Annotated in this window: 17 protein-coding genes and 1 tRNA gene; 11 read left to right on the forward strand and 7 right to left on the reverse strand. The window is 61.2% G+C overall.

All coding sequences use genetic code 11. The features are described from left to right. Nucleotides 1-53: 53 nt before the first annotated feature. The 7 genes from A9762_RS13770 to A9762_RS13800 all read left to right on the forward strand — a co-directional run bounded on the left by A9762_RS13770 (nt 54) and on the right by A9762_RS13800 (nt 7050). A complete protein-coding gene (locus A9762_RS13770) occupies nt 54-527 on the forward strand; it encodes a RidA family protein (protein WP_069342579.1) in 474 nt (157 codons plus the stop codon). A gap of 39 nt (nt 528-566) precedes the next feature. Then, entirely contained in the window at nt 567-887 is a 321-nt protein-coding gene (locus tag A9762_RS13775) for a DoxX family protein (protein WP_069342580.1), read from the forward strand. Between the two features lie 113 nt (nt 888-1000). Then, the gene (locus tag A9762_RS13780) at nt 1001-2395 is read left to right on the forward strand and encodes an MFS transporter (protein ID WP_069342581.1); all 1395 of its coding nucleotides are present in this window, start codon (nt 1001-1003) and stop codon (nt 2393-2395) included. 136 nt (nt 2396-2531) lie between these two features. Further along, nucleotides 2532-3467 carry a LysR family transcriptional regulator gene (locus A9762_RS13785; RefSeq protein WP_069342582.1) on the forward strand — a complete coding sequence of 312 codons (936 nt, stop codon included), beginning with the start codon at nt 2532-2534 and terminating at the stop codon, nt 3465-3467. A gap of 196 nt (nt 3468-3663) precedes the next feature. Beyond that, nucleotides 3664-4311: a hydrolase gene (locus A9762_RS13790; protein ID WP_069342583.1), complete on the forward strand. Its 648-nt coding sequence runs from the start codon at nt 3664-3666 to the stop codon at nt 4309-4311. 385 nt (nt 4312-4696) lie between these two features. Then, nucleotides 4697-6208 carry a catalase gene (locus A9762_RS13795; RefSeq protein WP_083253920.1) on the forward strand — a complete coding sequence of 504 codons (1512 nt, stop codon included), beginning with the start codon at nt 4697-4699 and terminating at the stop codon, nt 6206-6208. Nucleotides 6209-6288: 80 nt separating this feature from the next. Next, nucleotides 6289-7050, forward strand: a complete 762-nt coding sequence (locus tag A9762_RS13800; RefSeq protein ID WP_069342585.1) for a YdcF family protein — start codon at nt 6289-6291, stop codon at nt 7048-7050. 167 nt (nt 7051-7217) lie between these two features. Here the strand turns inward: A9762_RS13800 and A9762_RS13805 are convergent, their stop codons facing one another. Beyond that, a complete protein-coding gene (locus A9762_RS13805) occupies nt 7218-7859 on the reverse strand; it encodes an HD domain-containing protein (protein WP_069342586.1) in 642 nt (213 codons plus the stop codon). A gap of 295 nt (nt 7860-8154) precedes the next feature. Here A9762_RS13805 and cfa point away from each other — a divergent pair, with 295 nt between their 5' ends. Then, nucleotides 8155-9333: a cyclopropane fatty acyl phospholipid synthase gene (cfa, locus tag A9762_RS13810; protein WP_371442936.1), complete on the forward strand. Its 1179-nt coding sequence runs from the start codon at nt 8155-8157 to the stop codon at nt 9331-9333. Between the two features lie 89 nt (nt 9334-9422). Here cfa and A9762_RS13815 read toward each other — a convergent pair. From A9762_RS13815 to A9762_RS13835, 5 genes are all read right to left on the reverse strand, one after another. After that, nucleotides 9423-9513: transfer RNA gene (locus A9762_RS13815), tRNA-Ser, on the reverse strand. A 124-nt stretch (nt 9514-9637) separates the two neighbouring features. Continuing rightward, a complete protein-coding gene (serS, locus tag A9762_RS13820; RefSeq protein WP_069342587.1) occupies nt 9638-10942 on the reverse strand; it encodes a serine--tRNA ligase in 1305 nt (434 codons plus the stop codon). Nucleotides 10943-11206: 264 nt separating this feature from the next. Beyond that, complete coding sequence (locus A9762_RS13825) at nt 11207-12670, reverse strand: replication-associated recombination protein A (protein ID WP_371442924.1); 1464 nt, start codon at nt 12668-12670, stop codon at nt 11207-11209. Between the two features lie 154 nt (nt 12671-12824). Continuing rightward, nucleotides 12825-13484 (reverse strand): outer membrane lipoprotein chaperone LolA, encoded by a 660-nt coding sequence (lolA, locus tag A9762_RS13830; RefSeq protein WP_069342588.1) that lies wholly within the window; start codon nt 13482-13484, stop codon nt 12825-12827. A 5-nt stretch (nt 13485-13489) separates the two neighbouring features. Then, complete coding sequence (locus A9762_RS13835) at nt 13490-15811, reverse strand: DNA translocase FtsK (protein ID WP_069342589.1); 2322 nt, start codon at nt 15809-15811, stop codon at nt 13490-13492. 302 nt (nt 15812-16113) lie between these two features. On the opposite strand from A9762_RS13835, the gene trxB reads away from it, so the two are divergent. The 3 genes from trxB to A9762_RS13850 all read left to right on the forward strand — a co-directional run bounded on the left by trxB (nt 16114) and on the right by A9762_RS13850 (nt 18730). Next, nucleotides 16114-17070, forward strand: a complete 957-nt coding sequence (gene trxB / locus A9762_RS13840) for a thioredoxin-disulfide reductase (protein WP_069342590.1) — start codon at nt 16114-16116, stop codon at nt 17068-17070. A gap of 204 nt (nt 17071-17274) precedes the next feature. Further along, nucleotides 17275-17958: a Smr/MutS family protein gene (locus A9762_RS13845; protein WP_069342591.1), complete on the forward strand. Its 684-nt coding sequence runs from the start codon at nt 17275-17277 to the stop codon at nt 17956-17958. 151 nt (nt 17959-18109) lie between these two features. Continuing rightward, complete coding sequence (locus A9762_RS13850) at nt 18110-18730, forward strand: trimeric intracellular cation channel family protein (RefSeq protein WP_069342625.1); 621 nt, start codon at nt 18110-18112, stop codon at nt 18728-18730. A gap of 173 nt (nt 18731-18903) precedes the next feature. Here the strand turns inward: A9762_RS13850 and A9762_RS13855 are convergent, their stop codons facing one another. Continuing rightward, nucleotides 18904-19242: a P-II family nitrogen regulator gene (locus tag A9762_RS13855; protein WP_010805431.1), complete on the reverse strand. Its 339-nt coding sequence runs from the start codon at nt 19240-19242 to the stop codon at nt 18904-18906. Nucleotides 19243-19292 lie beyond the last annotated feature (50 nt).

The raw sequence follows: 19292 nt of genomic DNA on the forward strand, positions 1-19292 counted from the left end.
CATCATCCGACCATTTGACACACAGATTCCACCAGCTCAAGAGGAGACAAATCATGACGACACTGCGCACGGCCTACAGCACCTCGCCCACCAACGACCGCATCAAGGAGATTCAGACGAACCCGGCACGCGTGAAGGACATGCCTTACGCGCCGGCGATCCGACTCGAAGGCGTTGGCCCGGTGCTCTATATCTCGGGGGCGACCGCGTCTCCGCTGTATCACAAGCATCCGCACGAGGAGGATGAACATCACCATCACAACAGCATCCGCGAGCAGACCCGCCGCGCGATGGAAACCATCGGCAACATCCTGGCGCACGAGGGGCTGACCTGGACGGACGTCGTCAAGGTCACGAAGTACCTCACCGACATGCGCGATCAGGACGGCATGGTCGCCGTCATGAAGGAGTATTTCGGCGAATGGAAGCCCGCCAGCACCACGGTCTGCATCAACCAGTTGTCCACGCCGGGCGCGCGCGTCGAGCTGGAAATGCTGGCCGCTTATCCGGTGGCTTCCTCGCGCTAATTCGTCATTTTCATCACGTTCGCCACTTTCTACATTTCCATGGATAGCCTCGATCTCTTACGTCTCCTGCTGGCTCTTGCGTTGCTTTGGGCGGCGGCGCTCAACGCCGTCGGTCCGCGATTCATCCGGCAGGAGTATTCGGACTGGGGTTATCCGGACTGGCTGCGCCATGCGGTCGCGGTCGCAGAGGTAGCGGCAGCGGTGTTGCTGTTCAGCGCGAAGTCTTGGCTCGGCGCAGCACTTGCCCTGGCGGTACTCGCCGGCGTGTACGTGTCGCTCGTTCGCAGTCGCGCGTGGATGCGGCTTGAGTACCCGCTCGTGCTTGGCGCTATTGCCGCGTTTCTTTGCTTCGCACGATGAGGGGCTTGCCTGCCAACGGAGTGATGTCGCGATAAACACAGCAGGCGCAGCGCCACTTCACATTATTTGATGACTTTTCAGGCGTCGCAGAGCGCCGAATTCAGGAGACAACCATGTCCACCCAGACGGTCGATGTGCAGGCGTTCATCGACAAAAATCCCTTATCCGGAAGTCAGCGCTACCTGTTTGTGCTGTGCTTTCTCACGATGCTAATCGACGGTTTCGATACCGCCGTTATCGGCTACGCAGCCCCTTCGCTGATGCGCGAATGGTCACTCGACAAGCTGTCGCTGGGACCGCTGTTGAGCGCGGCCATGTTCGGCGTTGCTGCCGGATCGTTGCTAAGCGGTCCGATTGCCGATCGAATCGGGCGAAAGACCGTGTTGCTGGTCGCCGTGTTCGGCATGGGCGCCCTCACGCTCATTACGGCCTGGACGACGAACATCGCCGAGATGACCGCGCTGCGCTGCCTGACCGGCCTCGCGCTCGGCACGGCGATGCCCAACGCCGTAACACTGACCAACGAGTACTGCCCCGGGCCACGTCGCGCGTTGCTGACAAATGCCATGTTCTGCGGGTTTTCCGTCGGTGCAGGGATTGGCGGGCTAGTCGCGGCATGGATGCTGCCGATCTGGGGTTGGCGGAGCTTGTTCGTCCTCGGGGGCGCTTTGCCACTGGTGCTGACGGTGATGATGCTCAGGATTCCCGAGTCCGTGCGGTTTCTCGTGTCGCGGGCGGGCGATGGCGACAATGCCACCGCGCATGAACGGATTGCTGTGGTGCTCAGGAAAATCGCGGCGCTGCCGGATGGCGCTCTGCGTTTCGCCCTGCACGAAGGGCCGAAGACGAACGTTGACGGCATTGCACCCAAGCGTGGTCTGGCACTCGTCTTCTCGAAGGCCTATTGGGGCGGGTCGCTGCTGCTCTGGATCACCTATTTCATGGGGCTGGTGATCTTCTACGCGATCGTGAACTGGATGCCGTTGCTGTTCAAGGACGCAGGCCTCACGCCGACGCAGGCTGTCGTGGTCGCCGCCCTCTTCCCTTTGGGCGGTCTGGGCGCAGTGGTAAGCGGATGGCTGATGGATCGTTTCAATCACGACCGGATCGTTGCGGTGGGCTTTCTTTGCACGGCCGTGTTCGTCTTTGCTATCGGACGCACGCACGGGCAGCTTGCCGCACTTGTCGTATGCGTCATGCTGGCGGGGTTGATGGCGAACACGTCACAAGCGTCGCTGCCGGGTTTGGCGGCGTGCTACTACCCCACGCTCGGACGCGCTACCGGCGTCGCGTGGATGATGGGCATCGGACGATTTGGCGGCATCGCCGGCTCGTTCCTCGTGGCAGAGCTCGCACGTCGTCAGTTCACGTTCGAAGAGATGTTCATGGTGCTGGCTGTGCCGGGCGCCGTAGCCGCAGCGTCGCTTCTCGTCAAAAGCCTGATATTCGCAGGCACCGGCGTGAGTCGTCGTGAATTGCGCGACGATCCGGCCGCATCGATGCATTAAGCGCGTTGGTCGATTCGTTGGCATGCGGTGCTTCGCGGCATGCCAACGTTCGACGGTTTGGTGACATGCGTTAGCGGATCACGCTGTCGAAACGGCGGTAAGATGCGGCGATCCTGAATTGGCATCCGGTGGCAACATGAGCGATCTCCTCCAAAAACTCTCCTGGGATGATCTGCGCATCGTCGGGGCTATCGGCGAGAACGGCAGTCTGGTGGCCGCGGCGCAAGCGCTCGGCGTCAATCACTCGACGCTGACGCGACGGCTCGGCATCGTGGAAAAGGCACTCGGGACGCCGCTCTTCGACCGGCACCGCAGCGGGTACGTGCCTACGGTCGCGGGCACCGACATTCTGGCGCTGGCAAGCCGCGTCGAACTCGACATCTCCGGGGTTACACGTCGGGTGTCGGGGCGTTCCCAGGGGCTTAAGGGCGATCTGCGCATCACGACTTCAGACGCCCTGCTGCTGGACTTCCTTACCCCCATCATTGGCGATTTTCAACGGCAGCATCCGGGAATCCGTGTCGAGGTCATCGTCAGCAACAAGCCGCTGAACCTCGCGCGCGGCGAATCGGATATCGCATTGCGAGCGACGATCGCACCGCCGGAAAACCTCGTGGGTCGCAAGCTGGCAACGGTGGCGTGGGCAATTTACGGACGCAGGATCGACTTCGTCGGTAGCACGCCAGCGCGCGATGCACTCTTCCGTATGCGTTGGGCAGGCTACGGCAAGGGGGTTTCCCGACTGATGGCGTACGCGTTCGTCAACGAGCACGTTTGTGCCGAGCGCATTGCGTATCGCAGTGATTCGGTGACGGCGGTCGCGTCGGCCGTAGCGGCGGGTATTGGCATCGGAATTCTGCCGTGCATGCATGCGGATCTGCTGCCGAGTCTTGTGCGAGTCAGTCCGGTCGTGACCGAGGTGTACGACGAGCTGTGGATTCTCACGCATCCGGACATTCGCAAATCCGAGCGGGTGACGGCGTTCATGACCCACTGCTCGCGCGTCATCGGTGAGCAGATCGACTTTCTGGAAGGACGAGCATCGAATGGACAGGGGTACGTGGGCGAGTAGCGGCCAGCGTCGATCACTGCCAACCAACGTCCGCATTTATGCAGAATCATCTCTGCAAACATGCCGATTTTCTCCGCTGCAATGGCCCCTATACTCGGAAACAGCAACGTCTCGGGATACATGCAAGGCGTTGCGACCCCGCAAGGCGAGACGCTTTGCCGACATCAACGTCCGGAGTTTCGAGAGGTCCCTCGTTATGAGCATCCAAGCTGTCGCAAGACCTGCCAAATCGCTACTGAGCCCCAACGACCACGCTTTGCTCCTCATTGATCACCAATCGCAAATGGCCTTCAACACGAAGTCCATTGACGTCACCAATCTACGCGCGAATGTCGGCATTCTGGCCGACACGGCAAAAGGTTTCGGTGTACAAACGATCATCTCGACAATCTCGAAAGACACCTTCGCGGGGCCGCTGTTTCCGGAAGTCACGGCAGCATTTCCGAACGCCGACATCGTTGACCGGACGACATCGAATGCCTGGGAGGATGAGAACTTCGTCGCACGGGTCAATCGCACAGGCAAAAGCCGCCTTGTGATCGCCGGACTGTGGACGTCGGTCTGCTGCAACGGCCCCGTACTCTGCGCGCTGGAACAGGGTTTCGAAGTGTACGTGGTGGTCGATGCGAGCGGCGATTGCACGGAAGCGGCTCATCATGCGGCGGTACATCGTATGTTGCAGGCAGGGGCGCGCCCGATCACCTCCCTGACTTACCTGCTCGAACTCCAGCGTGATTGGGCTCGCACCGAGACATACGACCTCACGACCGGCATCGCCAAACATTATGGCGGCGCGTTCGGCATCGGCATTCAATACGTCAAATCGATGTTCGAAGCGAAGTAAATCTTCTCAACGCGACAGTCAATCCGAAGAGGTATCGGCTCAGGCCGATACCTCTTCGCTTATCTACGCCGCATCAGCACTCCAGCAGGAACGGCCGGACGAGGAAACGTGCGCGTGCTTCAACGATCCTTGCTTTTCAGACATAGCAAAGACCTATGAGCGCCCGGGATTAATTCAATTATTGGGGTCATCGATCCTTGCTACAGTCAGACGCGCAGTCCTTGCGTCTCTCTACCCCCACAGGAGCCAGCCAATGAGCCAGTCCGACAGCAATATCGCAAAGTGCCCGTATCACAGCGCGCTTACGCCAGAACAAGGCGCGCAGCAGCAGCGTGACCTCAGTACCACGCCGACGCAAAAGCAGGGTGATGCTCCGGTCACCCCGATGACAACCGCCTTCGGCGCCCCGGTTGTGGACAATCAGAACAGCCGTACCGCCGGTCCGCGCGGTCCGCTGTTGATGGAGGATGTGTGGCTGCTGGAAAAGCTGGCCAACCTGAACCGTGAAGTCATCCCGGAGCGTCGCATGCACGCCAAGGGCTCCGGCGCGTTCGGCACCTTCACCGTGACCCACGACATCACACGCTACACTCGCGCCAAGCTGTTCGGAAAGGTCGGCAAGCAAACCGAGATGTTCGCTCGCTTCACCACCGTGGCGGGCGAGCGCGGCGCCGCCGATGCGGAGCGCGACATCCGTGGCTTCGCGCTGAAGTTCTACACCGAGGAAGGCAATTGGGACCTGGTCGGCAACAATACGCCGGTGTTCTTCCTGCGCGACCCGCGCAAGTTTCCCGACCTCAACAAGGCCGTCAAGCGCGACCCGCACACCAACCTGCGCAGTGCGCGCAACAATTGGGATTTCTGGACGCTGTTACCCGAAGCCCTGCTGCAAGTCACCGTGGTGATGAGCGACCGCGGCATTCCGCGCAGCTTCCGCCACATGAACGGCTTTGGCTCGCACACCTACAGCTTTACCAACGCGAACAACGAGCGATTCTGGGTCAAGTTCCATTTCGTCACGCAGCAGGGTGTCGAGTCGCTGACCGATGCGCAAGCGCAGATCCTGGTCGGTCATGATCGGGAAAGCCACGGCCGCGACCTGTTCAACGCCATCGAAAACAGCGATTTCCCGAAGTGGAAGCTGTTCGTTCAGGTGATGCCGGAACTGGATGCGGAAACCTACCGCATCCACCCCTTTGACCTGACGAAGGTGTGGCCCAAGAGCGATTACCCGCTCATTGAAGTCGGTCAGTTCGAACTCAATCGCAACCCGGTCAACTGGTATCAGGACGTGGAGCAGTCCGCCTTCGCTCCCAGCAACCTGGTGCCGGGTATTGGACCGTCGCCCGACAAGATGTTGCAGGCTCGCCTGTTCGCCTATTCCGATGCACAGCGCTACCGACTGGGCGTTAACCACCATCAGATTCCGGTGAACGCTGCGCGCTGCCCGGTGCACAGCAACCATCGCGATGGCGCGATGCGCGTGGATGGTAATTACGATGGTCTGCCGCACTACGAGCCGAACAGCTATGGCCAGTGGCAGGAGCAGCCCGGGTACCGCGAGCCGCCCATGAAGATCCGCGGCGATGCCGACTTCTGGAACTTCCGCGAAGACGACGCCGATTACTTCAGCCAGCCGGGTGCGCTGTTTCGCAGCTACGACAAGGCGCAGAAGGAGCGCCTGTTCGCGAACACTGCCCGCGCCCTCGGCGATGCACCGCACTTCATCAAGCAACGTCACATCGACAATTGCAGCAAGGCCGACCCGGCCTACGGCGCCGGCGTTGCTGCAGCGCTAGAGGCGTTGGCCGGCCAGGTGGCGAATCCGTTCCAGCCAGCGCAACCTGAACAGGCATTCCCCTCTGCCACCCCGGGTGCGGAAGACATCGAGCTCTGATGCCCCGGTAGGGACCACGGTGCGGCGCCTCCAACCCATGGAGGCGCCGCCTTTTTGACTGCTTGTTGAAGGTAGCAGAGATGACGTTGGCGATTCTTGCCGTAATGATTGTGCTCGCCACCCGCTGTGCAGCGCTTAAATGGCGTCGAACAGGCAGAACGCTTTACGCGATCTCGATCGTCCTGTTTCTGACAATCGGCTGCGGCCCTGTTCCTGCATGGATGCTGAACAACCTGCAATCCGCCTATGACGTGAAACCGGCAATCGAATGGAGTCAACGCAACGCGATTGTTCTTCTGGGCGCAGGTACCGAGAAAGTTGCGCACACCAGTTCGGTCGAACCGGGAACGTTTTCATATGCGCGCATCGCTGAAGCCGTAGCACTCTACAACGACTGTCGGAAGACCGAATCGGATTGCAAGATTGTTGTCAGTGGCGGCGACGCGAAGAAAAACGGCGCGCCGGAAGCGACCGTCTATCGGATCGCCTTGCTCAATCTCGGCGTCAGGGCGGCTGACGTGCTTCTTGAGCCTCACAGCATGAATACCTGGCAGAACGCACAGTTCACGAGCGCTTTGCTTCAGCACTACGATGCCGGCCGAACGGTGCTCGTTTCGTCGGCTATCCATTTGCAACGCAGCATGCTGTATTTCTCGTACTTTGGCGTTAACGCGATACCGGTGCGCGCAGACTATTTACGCGCGACGCTGTCTGCGTTGCCACTGTCGTATAACTTCACCGTCGCGGATTTCGCGTTGCATGAATATACCGGCATTGCCCGTTACCACGTGTACAACGCGCTAGGCTGGAATCCAGTGAGGCAGCAGCCTGGCGACGCATAGCGATCTGCATCGCCTTGCGCATGAGGTTAAAGCAACTGTTCGTTTCCTCACGGATCGTTCTCGCCGATGCGCCAGGAAGACTATCGGTGATGTAGTCCACATGGAACGTGAGCCCAGCGGCACACACCACCGATAGTTTGACGTTGCGCAGACGGCCGCTGCGACGATCAGCCCTTCCACGCGGAAGCACGAATCACGCTGCAGAAATTTCCAGCATGGAAATGTGGCTCTTTGTCTGCGATGACGTCCGCCTTAACGTTGCCGAATGTCGTGTCAGGCTTATTTTTGATGCCGTCGTAGAAGGCCTGAATGATGTCCTCCTTGAAATTCGGCGTACGCGGATGCGCAGCGACTACAGCTTCTCGTTCGATGTCGGTGTACTGGTCGTAAGTCAATCCGAGTACGTCCATTTCGACGCCAGCCGTTACCAGCGCGATCACCGGATGCATATGCTGAGGAATGCCCGGCGTCGTGTGGAGGGCAATCGCGGTCCACACCACGTCGATATCCGCTTGCGTAATGCCTTTGCGCTTCAGGAAGTCTCTGGCGGCATTGGCGCCATCAACTTCAAATCGCTCGCAGGCACTGCTGTGTTGGTGCGTCAGCCCCATGTCGTGGAACATGCATCCGCAGTACAGCAGTTCAGGATCGAACTTCAAACCACGATGCTTGCCTGCAAGTGCCGCGAAGTAAAAGACGCGGCTCGAGTGATTGAACAACAGTGGTGACTCGGTGTCACGAACGATCTCCGTGATTTCGCGAGCGAACGCGCTGTCGGGAACAGCGATACCAGCAATATTTGCAGTCATTTGTGACCTCCGTGGAAAACGATTTCCATTCTCGGCGGTGATGTCGTTGACCGCTATCGACGCGCGGCGCCATATCCAGCCAGATTGGTGTGCATGTCGGCCACACCAAGCGGCGCCTCAATGACTGCGCGCCGGGTGCCTAATTCGGTGAGAAACCTATGATGACAATAGGCATTTTGAATTGTTCATCAGCGGGGTTTACGCGCCATAGTGATGCCGAAACGAGCGCATTTCTCCCACCGAAAATCAGTCACCTTCTATCAATTCATCTGGAGCCGAAGTGAGTCATTCAGAAATAAAATTTCGTAATACTAAATTTTCAGATCATGTCATCGGCATTGATCCACCGAAAGGATTGAAATCTCTTCTGGCGATGGCGAATATTTCGATTAATGGTGAGCGTGAATGGGATATTCGCGTAAGTGACCCGGACGTTTACCGGAAAGTGCTTGCGAGGTGGTCGCTTGGGCTGGGGGAATCGTACATGGATGAGCAGTGGGAGTGCGATCGCCTGGATGAGTTCTTCACCCGATTGCTTAGTGCTGACATCGACGACGCAGCTTCGGGCATGGCAAAGCTCCATCTCGCACTTACCCACATGCGCCACCGGTGGCTCAATTTGCAGTCGATAGAACGTGCTTTCCAGGTCGGGGAGCAGCACTACGATGCGGGCAACGATATCTTTGAAGCCATGCTCGACAGCCGGATGATTTATTCGTGCGGCTACTGGCAGCGAGCCGCCAATCTGGAGGATGCCCAGTTCGACAAACTGGACATGATTTGCCGAAAACTAGGTCTGAGGGCGGGCGAGACGTTGCTGGACATTGGCTGTGGCTGGGGCGGGCTCGCGCAGTTTGCTGCGGAAAACTACGGCGTAAAAGTCACCGGCGTCACCATTTCTAAAGAACAATTGTCTTTTGCCAAGGCCAGGTGCGCGCACCTTCCTGTGACATTTCTGCTGCAGGACTACCGCGAACTGCACGGCAGATTCGACAAGATCGTCTCCGTAGGGATGTTCGAGCACGTGGGGCCAAAGAACTATGAAACGTACTTCGACACTGTCAGTCGTCTCTTAGCCCCGAACGGACTCTTTCTTTTGCACTCGATCGGCATTGCGCAGACAAGCAAAGGGACGGATCCGTGGATTGAGAAGTACATTTTCCCCAACGGCAAATTGCCCTCAGCCAACGAGATCTCGCAAGCTGTCGAGGGACGGTTTGTCATCGAAGACTGGCATAACTTCGGGCCGGATTATGACCGAACGCTGATGGCGTGGTGGGACCGGTTTCAAGCCGCGTGGCCGCGCTTGCAGTCGCGCTATGACCAGCGGTTTTATCGCATGTGGAAATACTATCTGCTGAGTTGCGCGGGATTCTTTCGTTCGAGACAAGGGCAACTATGGCAATTGGTCCTCACACATCCTCAGCGTATGGGGACGTATCGGTCGTTCCGGTTTGACGCTGCGCAGGAGTGAGTGTCACTGGCCCTGCGGCCCTGCCCCGGAAGCTAGATGGCGCAGAAAACAAAAAAGCCCTTGATGACTCAAGGGCTTCATTGTGTGCTTGGCGGAGAGGGTGGGATTCGAACCCACGATACGGTATAACCGTATACCGGATTTCGAGTCCGGCGCATTCGACCACTCTGCCACCTCTCCAAGCGTTCTTGCTGCTTTGGTTCGCTGCCTGAGTGGCCTCAAGCAGCGAGAAAGAGATTATAGCCGAATTTCTTTTTCGGGCAACTCTTTTTTCGAAGTTTTTTACTTCGCCGCGCGTCCTGACTCAGGCCGCCGGTTCCAGACGCTCGATGCCGCCCATGTACGGGCGCAACACGTCGGGCACCGTCACCGAACCGTCCGCATTCTGATAGTTCTCCAGAACTGCCACGAGCGCACGTCCCACCGCCAGCCCCGAACCGTTCAGCGTGTGCACCAGCTCCGGCTTGCCCTGCGCATTGCGGAAGCGCGCCTGCATCCGGCGTGCCTGGAAGCTCTCCATGTTCGAACACGACGAGATCTCGCGATACGTGTTCTGCGCCGGAATCCACACTTCCATGTCGTACGTCTTCGCGCTGCCAAAGCCCATGTCGCCCGTGCACAGCACCAGCGTGCGATACGGCAGGCCCAGCTTCTGGAGAATCGTCTCGGCGTGGCCGACGAGCGCCTCCAGCGCGTCGTACGACTCGTCCGGGCGCACCACATGCACCAACTCGACCTTGTCGAACTGATGCTGACGAATCATGCCGCGCGTGTCCTTGCCGTAGCTGCCCGCTTCCGAACGGAAGCACGGGGTGTGCGCCACCATCTTCATCGGCAACGCATCGTTCGGCAGCAACTCGTCACGCACCAGGTTCGTGAGCGACACTTCCGCCGTCGGAATCAGATAGAAGTTCTCGATGCGCTCGCCCTCATCCCCGCCGACTTTGCGCGGCACCTTGAACAGGTCGTCCTCGAACTTCGGCAACTGGCCCGTGCCGCGCATCGACGCCGCATTCACGATGTACGGCACATACGTTTCCGTATAGCCGTGCTCGCTCGTGTGCGTGTCGAGCATGAACTGCGCCAGCGCACGATGCAGACGCGCAATCCCGCCCTTCATCACCGAAAAGCGCGCGCCGGCAAGCTTCGCCGCAGCATCGAAATCCAGCCCCAGCGCGGCGCCCAGATCGACGTGATCTCGCGGCGTGAAATCGAACTCACGCGGCGTGCCCCAGCGACGCACTTCCACGTTCTGTGTTTCGTCCGAGCCGACCGGTACGGTCTCGTGCGGCAGATTAGGCACGCCCAGCAGCAAGTCCGACAGACGCGTCTGAATCTCTTCCAGACGCACCGACGACGACTTGAGCGTGTCCGCAATGCCGCCGACTTCGGCGATCTCGGCCGAGGCGTCCTCGCCCTTGCCCTTCTTCATGCCGACCTGCTTCGACAACGCGTTACGACGCGCCTGAAGCTCCTCGGTTTGCGTCTGAATCTGCTTGCGCTCCGCTTCGAGCGCCGCGAACGCCGCCACATCGAGCGAGTAGCCGCGCGCCTTGAGTCGCGCTGCAACGCCGTCGAGATCCTTACGAAGAAGTTGAATGTCGAGCATGGTGGGAAATCTTTTGTGAGTGGCTCACGTCGGTGAGCCTTGAATTGGGTGTTGGCCGCTGCCTGGCAACCCCAGACGACCTTTCGTCGCGCAACGGCAATGGCGGGATTTTACCAAACGCGCAGCACGATGACGCGATTTAGCATCTCTCCCCTCGCCAGAAACGCGTATTTGCGGGATTCCCGAGGGACGCCGCCGGATGCACGCTGTTATCGACGCCACCGACCGAGCTACGGTCGACGTAGTTGCTGCAGCGTCTACGGCTCAATTATCGTCGTCAGCGCTCTGGTCAGGAGAGGCTTTTCCGGACGCGGACGATGGGGAAGGCGGCGACGATGCGGATGACGTGCTACCAGCCGCCGGCGCTTTCGCCGGTGCCTCGGACGACGCATTGGGTGACGCATTGGGCGAATTACGCCCCTTGGCATTGGCGCGACGCCATTCGGCATCGAGCGACTTCAGCCAGTTGAGCTTCTCGCCGATTTTCCCCTCAAGCCCGCGAGGCACCGGACGGTACCAGTTCTGCGCGCGCAGATCGTCGGGGAAGTACGTTTCGCCAGCCGCGTAGGCATCCGGCTCATCGTGGGCATACCGGTACTCGTGGCCGTAACCCAGTTCCTTCATCAGCTTCGTCGGTGCATTACGCAGATGAATCGGTACCGCGCGCGATTTGTCCTTGCCGACGAACGCCCGCGCCTGATTGTAGGCGTTGTACCCGGCATTCGACTTCGGCGCGCTCGCCAGATACAGCACCGCCTGCGCCAACGCCAACTCCCCTTCGGGTGTGCCAAGACGCTCGTACGTCTCCGCCGCATCGAGCGCGATGCGCGCGGCGCGCGGGTCGGCCAGACCGATATCCTCCCATGCCATGCGCACGATCCGGCGCGAGAGATACCGGGGATCTGCGCCGCCATCGAGCATGCGGCAGAACCAGTACAGTGCACCGTCCGGCGAACTGCCGCGCACCGACTTGTGGAGTGCGCTGATCTGATCGTAGAAGGCGTCGCCGCCCTTGTCGAACCGACGCAGATTCTCGGCAAGCACGCTGGCGAGCAGCGCCTCGTCGATCGTCTCCTGGCCCTGCGACACCGCCGCCTGCGCCACGATTTCGACGTTGTTCAGCAATTTACGCCCGTCGCCGTCGGCCGAGTCGATCAGCCCCTGACGCGCTTCGTCCGTGAAGCCGATGTCGTCGAGCTCATGCGCGGCGCGCGTGACCATCTCGCCCAGCTCTTCGTCGTTCAGGCTCTTGAGCACATAGACCGCCGCGCGCGAGAGCAATGCGCCGTTCACTTCGAACGACGGATTCTCGGTCGTCGCGCCGACAAAGATGAAGAGCCCGGATTCGACGTGCGGGAGGAACGCATCCTGCTGCGCCTTGTTGAATCGATGGACCTCGTCGACGAACACCACCGTCTGCTTGCCCTGCGCGCGCTGGATCTGCGCCGCTTCGACCGCGTCGCGAATGTCCTTTACGCCGGAGAGCACCGCCGAGAGCGCTATGAAGTAAGCCTTGAAAGCATCTGCCATCAGGCGCGCCAGGGTCGTCTTGCCCACGCCCGGCGGGCCCCACAGAATCATCGAGTGCGGACGACCCGCCTCGAACGCCACGCGCAAAGGCTTTCCCTTGCCCAGCAGGTGGCGCTGGCCAATCACGTCGTCGATGGTATGGGGGCGAAGGCGCTCGGCCAAAGGCACCGAAGCCGACAAAGGGGCGTCGTTTGGCATGTTCTCAAGCAGCGCGGCCGGGGAGTCCCCGGCCGCAGTCAGATAATCAGATGTCCCCATTATGCCAGCCTGACGACCGGCTCGCCCGTAACGCTTTCAGAGCATAGCCGCAGGCGGGAGGGGACAGAGAAGGCGCACGAGCGTCAGCGCACGCTCAGCCCTTGATCACGTCTGCCCCCTTGGGCACCGTGAATTTGAAGTTGTCGGCCGGCAGTGACGGGTTCTTCTGCATGTTGCCGAACGTGAGCAGCGTCACGTTGCCAAATGCGTCGTACAACTCCATCGCGGCCAGATTGCCATCGCGAAAACCGATGCCTACGCGCTGGAACTGCGTGTCCTGCGACTTCGGCCGGAGCTCCACCCAGTCGATGCCGTTCTTCACGCCGGCGTCCTTGAGCGTAAAGCTCTTTTCGATGTCGTTGCTGCCGAACAGAATCGCGGCCGGGCTGGCGCCCAGCGAGTTACCCAGCTTGCGCTCGGTGACCTGATTCAAATCCTTGTCGTAGACGTACAGCGTCGTGCCGTCAGCCTGCAACAACTGATCGTACGGCTTGGTGTAGTGCCAGACGAAGCGGCCGGGGCGCGAAAACTCGAACGTGCCGGACGCCGTGTTCGTCACCTTCAACGTGCCGTCCTGCTGCCCCTGCTGCTGCTTCACCTGCTTCTGCTCGAAGTCGCCACGCGCCGACTTGACCTGCTCCGCGAACGCCTTGAGTTGCGCCGTCCCACTGGCGTAGGCCGGGGCGACCAGCATGGCCAGCGTCATCCCAACGGCGCCCGCCATGAGCGGCAAACTGCGCTTGAATCCCAGCATCTTCCTTATTCTCCCTCGCGATTCGGCACCAGAATTTCCCGGTTGCCGTTGCTCGCCATCGCCGACACCACGCCGGACTGTTCCATCTGTTCGAGCAGCCGCGCCGCCCGGTTGTAACCGATGCGCAAATGCCGCTGCACCAGCGAGATCGACGCGCGGCGCTGCTTGAGCACCACCGCGACCGCCTGATCGTATAGAGGATCGGACTCGCCGCCCCCCTCGCCAGTTCCGCCCGCCGCACCATCGATGCCACCGTCTTCGCCTTCCGTCGCGCCGTCCAGAATGCCTTCGATGTAGTTCGCCTCGCCCTGCTCCTTGAGCCGCTCAACCACGCGATGCACTTCGTCGTCGGCCACGAACGCCCCATGAACCCGCAGCGGCAACCCGGTGCCCGGCGGCATGTAGAGCATGTCGCCCATGCCGAGCAGCGTCTCGGCGCCCTGCTGATCCAGAATCGTGCGCGAATCGATCTTCGACGACACCTGGAATGCCACCCGCGTCGGCACGTTCGCCTTGATCAGACCGGTAATGACGTCCACCGACGGACGCTGCGTCGCCAGAATCAGGTGAATGCCCGCCGCCCGCGCCTTCTGCGCAATGCGGGCGATCAGCTCTTCCACCTTCTTGCCCACCACCATCATGAGGTCGGCCAGCTCGTCGATCACGACCACAATGTACGGCAGACGTTGCAACGGCTCCGGTTCGTCCGGCGTCAGCGAGAACGGATTCGGAATATGCTCTTCGCGCTTGGCCGCATCGTCGATTTTGTTGTTGTAGCCCGCCAGATTGCGTACACCCAGCTTGCTCATCAGCTTGTAGCGGCGCTCCATCTCGGCCACCACCCAGTTCAGGGCATGGCCCGCCTGACGCATGTCCGTCACCACCGGGCACAACAGATGCTGGATACCCTCGTACATGCTCATTTCGAGCATCTTCGGATCGATCAGGATCAGGCGCACCTGCTCGGCCGTCGCCTTGTACAGCAGCGAGAGGATCATCGCGTTGATGCCGACCGACTTGCCCGAGCCGGTCGTACCGGCGACCAGCAGGTGAGGCATCTTCGCCAGATCGGCCACGACCGGCTTGCCGCCGATGTCCTTGCCCAGAGCAAGCGTGAGCAGCGACGACGAACTGTTGTAGACCTCGGAACCCAGAATTTCCGTCATCCGCACCGTCTGACGACGCGGATTCGGCAACTCCAGCCCCATGTAATTCTTGCCCGGAATGGTTTCGACCACGCGGATCGACACGAGCGAGAGCGAACGCGCCAGATCTTTCGCCAGATTCACGATCTGGCTGCCCTTCACGCCAGTGGCCGGTTCGATCTCATAGCGCGTAATGACGGGGCCGGGATAAGCGGCCACCACACTGACTTCGACGCCGAAATCCTTGAGCTTCTTCTCAATCAGACGCGACGTGAATTCCAGTGTTTCGCCCGATACGGTTTCCTGCGCCACCGGCGCGGCGTCGAGCAACGCCAGCGGCGGGAGGATGGAATCGGGCAGATCGGCGAACAACGGCGCCTGCTTTTCCTTCTCGACCCGCTCGCTCTTGGGTACGACCTTGACCGGCGGCACGATCTGCACCGGCTCGTGGACTTCCGCCCGCACACGGTTTTGCACCACGGCGCCCTCACGGGCGATGGCCGCCTCCTCGCCCAGACGCCGGTCCTGGCGCGCCTCACGGCGGCGACGGATGACGGTGCCGGTGTCGAGAATCAGGGCGCCGAGCTTCTCGGCGGCGGACAACCAGGAGAAATGGAACAGCAGCGACAGGCCGAACGCGAAGATCAGCAACAGCGCCAGCGTGCCGCCCGTAAAGCCGAGCGCATGCTGGAAGAAGCCACCGACGGTTTCGCCGATGACACCGCCGGACGCACGCGGCAATTGGGCCTTGAGGCGATAAAGACGCAGGGATTCGATGCCGGCGCTCGAGAGCAGGACCATCAGGGAGGAGACGATCTCGACCCAGCCGCCGCTGGCAAGACGCTCGCGCAGCGGGGGCGCTTCGCGGCGAGCGGAAATCCGGCGGTAGCCCGAGACCACGCGGCGCCCGATGAACACCACCAGCCAGTAGGCGGACAGGCCCAGCATGAGCAGCAGCATATCGGCGACCCACGCGCCGACGCGTCCCGCCCAGTTGGCGATACGCTCCACGTGCGCCGCATGTGTCCAGCTGGGGTCCAGGCGGCTATACGAGAACAGCGCCATCAACAGGAACACCATCAGCGCGACCTGCGCCATCCAGCGGATTTCATGGAAGAGGTGCGTCACCCGATTGGGCAACGACGATCCGGCACCAGCAGAGTAGGAAGATTTCGTCGTCATCAAGCCATGCGGTTGGGCGGGCAGACGGGCGGCCTGCCGCGCGGCAAGGCTCCATTGTAAACAACTATTACATTCGTATTCGCATGAAAAGGTGACAAGCGGTAACGCCAGTGTTTCCGGCGTCCCCGACAATCCCGTCCACGGCCCGCTCCGGCGGACGTGCGCCCCACAGGCTATCGCACCGATTGTGAGGCTCGATCAACGAAACGACGGCGGCCCTTTATAATGTCGGCTTGCGCTGCCCCCTGCCGTATCGGTGCAGGGTCAGGCGCCAGCCCCTTCTTTTTCCGGTGAGCAAGTCCATGTCTGCTGCCAAGCACGCCAAAGTCCTGATTCTCGGTTCCGGCCCCGCCGGCTATAGCGCCGCGGTATACGCCGCACGCGCCAACCTCAATCCCGTGCTGATCACGGGTATCGCCCAGGGCGGTCAGTTGATGACCACCACGGACGTCGAGAACTGGCCCGGCGACCCGACCGGGGTGCAAGGCCCCGAGCTGATGGCCCGTATGCAGGCCCACGCCGAGCACTTCAACACCGAGATGATTTTCGATCACATTCATACGGTGCATCTGAACGAACGCCCGCTGCGCCTGATCGGCGACTCCGGCGAGTACACGGCCGACGCCCTGATCATCGCGACCGGCGCCTCGGCCCAGTACCTCGGCCTGCCGTCCGAAGAAGCCTTCTCGGGCCGCGGCGTCTCGGCCTGCGCCACCTGCGACGGGTTCTTCTATCGCGGCAAGGAAGTCTGCGTGGTCGGCGGCGGCAACACGGCCGTCGAGGAAGCCCTCTACCTGTCGAACATCGCCAGCAAGGTCACGGTGATCCACCGTCGCGACAAGTTCCGCGCCGAACCGATCCTGATCGACCGTCTGCTGGAAAAGGCCAAGCAAGGCGTGGTCGAACTGAAGTACGACAGCGTGCTCGACGAAGTCACAGGCGACGACAGCGGCGTGACCGGCGTTCGTATCAAGAACACCAAGACGGGCGCGCACGAAGACATCTCGCTGCACGGCGTGTTCATCGCCATCGGCCACAAGCCGAACACCGATATCTTCGACGGCCAGCTCGAAATGAAGAACGGCTACATCGTCACGCACAGCGGCCTGAACGGCAACGCCACGGCCACCAGCGTGCCGGGCGTGTTCGCCGCCGGCGACGTGCAGGACCACATCTACCGTCAGGCCATCACCAGCGCCGGCACGGGTTGCATGGCCGCACTCGACGCCCAGCGCTACCTCGAGAACCTCGACCAGTAAGCGCGCCAGCGCCACCGGTTGCCGGCGGCGCCCTCGCTGTGTGATCTTTCATGCAGCGAGGGCGCCGTCCTCGTTTTGCCGTCCGGGAGTCGCCCAGCAGCCTCGTATGATGACGCTTGCGAGCCAGTCGCGTCATACGATCGGCTTGCACCTCCCGCCAGTCCCGTTATCATCGGCTCTGCCCCTCACCTTGTTCGCACGACCATGAGCAAGAAGCCCCCGAAACTCAGTCTCAGCGATCTCAACGGCCTGCGCGACACGCTTGCCAGGGAGAGCGCCGCCCGTGAAGCCGAACGTGTCGCTGCCGCCAAGCGGGCCGCGCAAGCCAAACGCGACGCCAACGTGTTCCGCGACAGCGTCGGCGACATCGCGCCGCTGACCGGCAAAGGCTCGGTCAATCGCGTCGAACACCCGCGTCTGCCGCCCGAGCCTGTCGCCCGTCAGACGCAGGAAGACGAAGCGGCCGTGCTGCACGAATCCCTGTCCGACGAATTCGACCCCGAAGCACTGCTCGATACGGACGACCGGCTGTCGTACCGCCGTCCCGGCATCAGCCACGACGCCGTGCTCAAGCTCCAGCGCGGCGAATGGGTCGTGCAGGCGCAAATCGATCTGCACGGCATGCGTCGCGACGAGGCCCGTGAGGCGCTCTCAGCCTTCCTGCACGACGCCGTCAAGCGTGGCTTGCGTTGCATACGCGTGATTCATGGCAAGGGCCTCGGCTCGGTGAATCGCGAACCGGTGCTCAAGGACAAGGTGCGCGGCTGGCTCGCGCAGAAGAACGAGGTGCTGGCGTGGGCACAGGCGCAAGGACGCGACGGCGGGGGCGGTGCGCTGGTAGTATTGCTCCAGGCTTCGCAGTCCAGAGCGTCCCGCGCTGGCGAGTGAGGCCGCATCTGCATCTTCCGCTTCGACGGTTTCACTCGCTTCATCCGCTTCATCTGCTTCACACGTGGATTCCGCGTCACCCGTTTGTCGCCGTTTGTCACCCGTTTATCACCCTGATCGCCGCTGACAGGATTTGCCGATGATTAACGAGATGAGCGCCCAACTGCATACGATCCTGGCCATCATGGAGGCCATCGCCGTATTGTCGTGCGCCATCTCCGGTTTCGCGGAAGCCCGCAAGCAGCACCTCGATCCCGTCGGCGCCTTCGTGCTGGCCTTTGCGACGGCCTTCGGCGGCGGCACGTTGCGCGACATCCTGCTCGACCATCGTCCCTTCTACTGGGTCCAGCATCAGTGGTACTCGGTCATCATCCTCGTGCTCTCGCTGTCCACGTCCATGGTGCTCAAGCTGGTGTCGCGCGTGGCGACCGAGCGGGTGTTGCTCATTACGGATGCCATCGGGCTGGGGTTCTTCAGCGCTTCGGGCACGTCGCTGGCGTTACAGACGGACATGTCGGCGTTCATGTCCGTGATGATGGGCGTGATCACAGGCGTGGGGGGCGGCGTGATTCGCGACATTCTCTGCAACGAGGTGCCGCTGGTGTTGCGCGACACGCGTCCTTACGCGGTGTGCGCCTTTATCGGCGGATGGATCTACATCGCGCTCACTTACGCCGATCTGGACCCGGTCTACACCCTGTCGATCAGCGCGTTTTCCGTGATTTTCGTGCGCCTGCTCACCGTCGCGTTCGATGTCCGGCTCAAGTCCTGATGCGGGTCTCCGTCACGCTCTCATAATCGTCCCAGCGGTCAACGCCATCAGCCGAAACACCCCCTGAAATGCCGAAGGGCGACGCCGCTCACGCAGCCGTCGCCCTTCTTTGTCGTTCCTTGTGCTGCTCCGCCCAGCGCCCTGGCACATCCCCGGCGCATCGCGGGCCGCGATCAGACTGCCTGCTCGCCCTCTTCGCCCGTACGGATACGGATCACGCGTTCGACGTCGGTCACGAAGATCTTGCCGTCGCCAATCTTGCCGGTGCGGGCCGCGCCCAGCACGGCATCGATGACCTGCTCGGCCTGCGCTGCGCTCACCACGACTTCGATCTTGATCTTCGGCAGGAAGTCGACGACGTATTCCGCGCCACGATACAGCTCGGTGTGCCCCTTCTGACGGCCGAAACCCTTCACTTCCGTGACCGTAAGGCCCGTGACGCCGACTTCGGCCAGCGCTTCACGGACTTCGTCGAGCTTGAAGGGTTTGATGATGGCAGTTACGCGTTTCATTGTCGCCTCGATATCTTGGTTGGATTGTTCTGAGAATTCGCCGGGCTATT

Source organism: Pandoraea sp. ISTKB, from assembly GCF_001721285.1.
Taxonomy (GTDB): Bacteria; Pseudomonadota; Gammaproteobacteria; order Burkholderiales; family Burkholderiaceae; genus Pandoraea; species Pandoraea capi.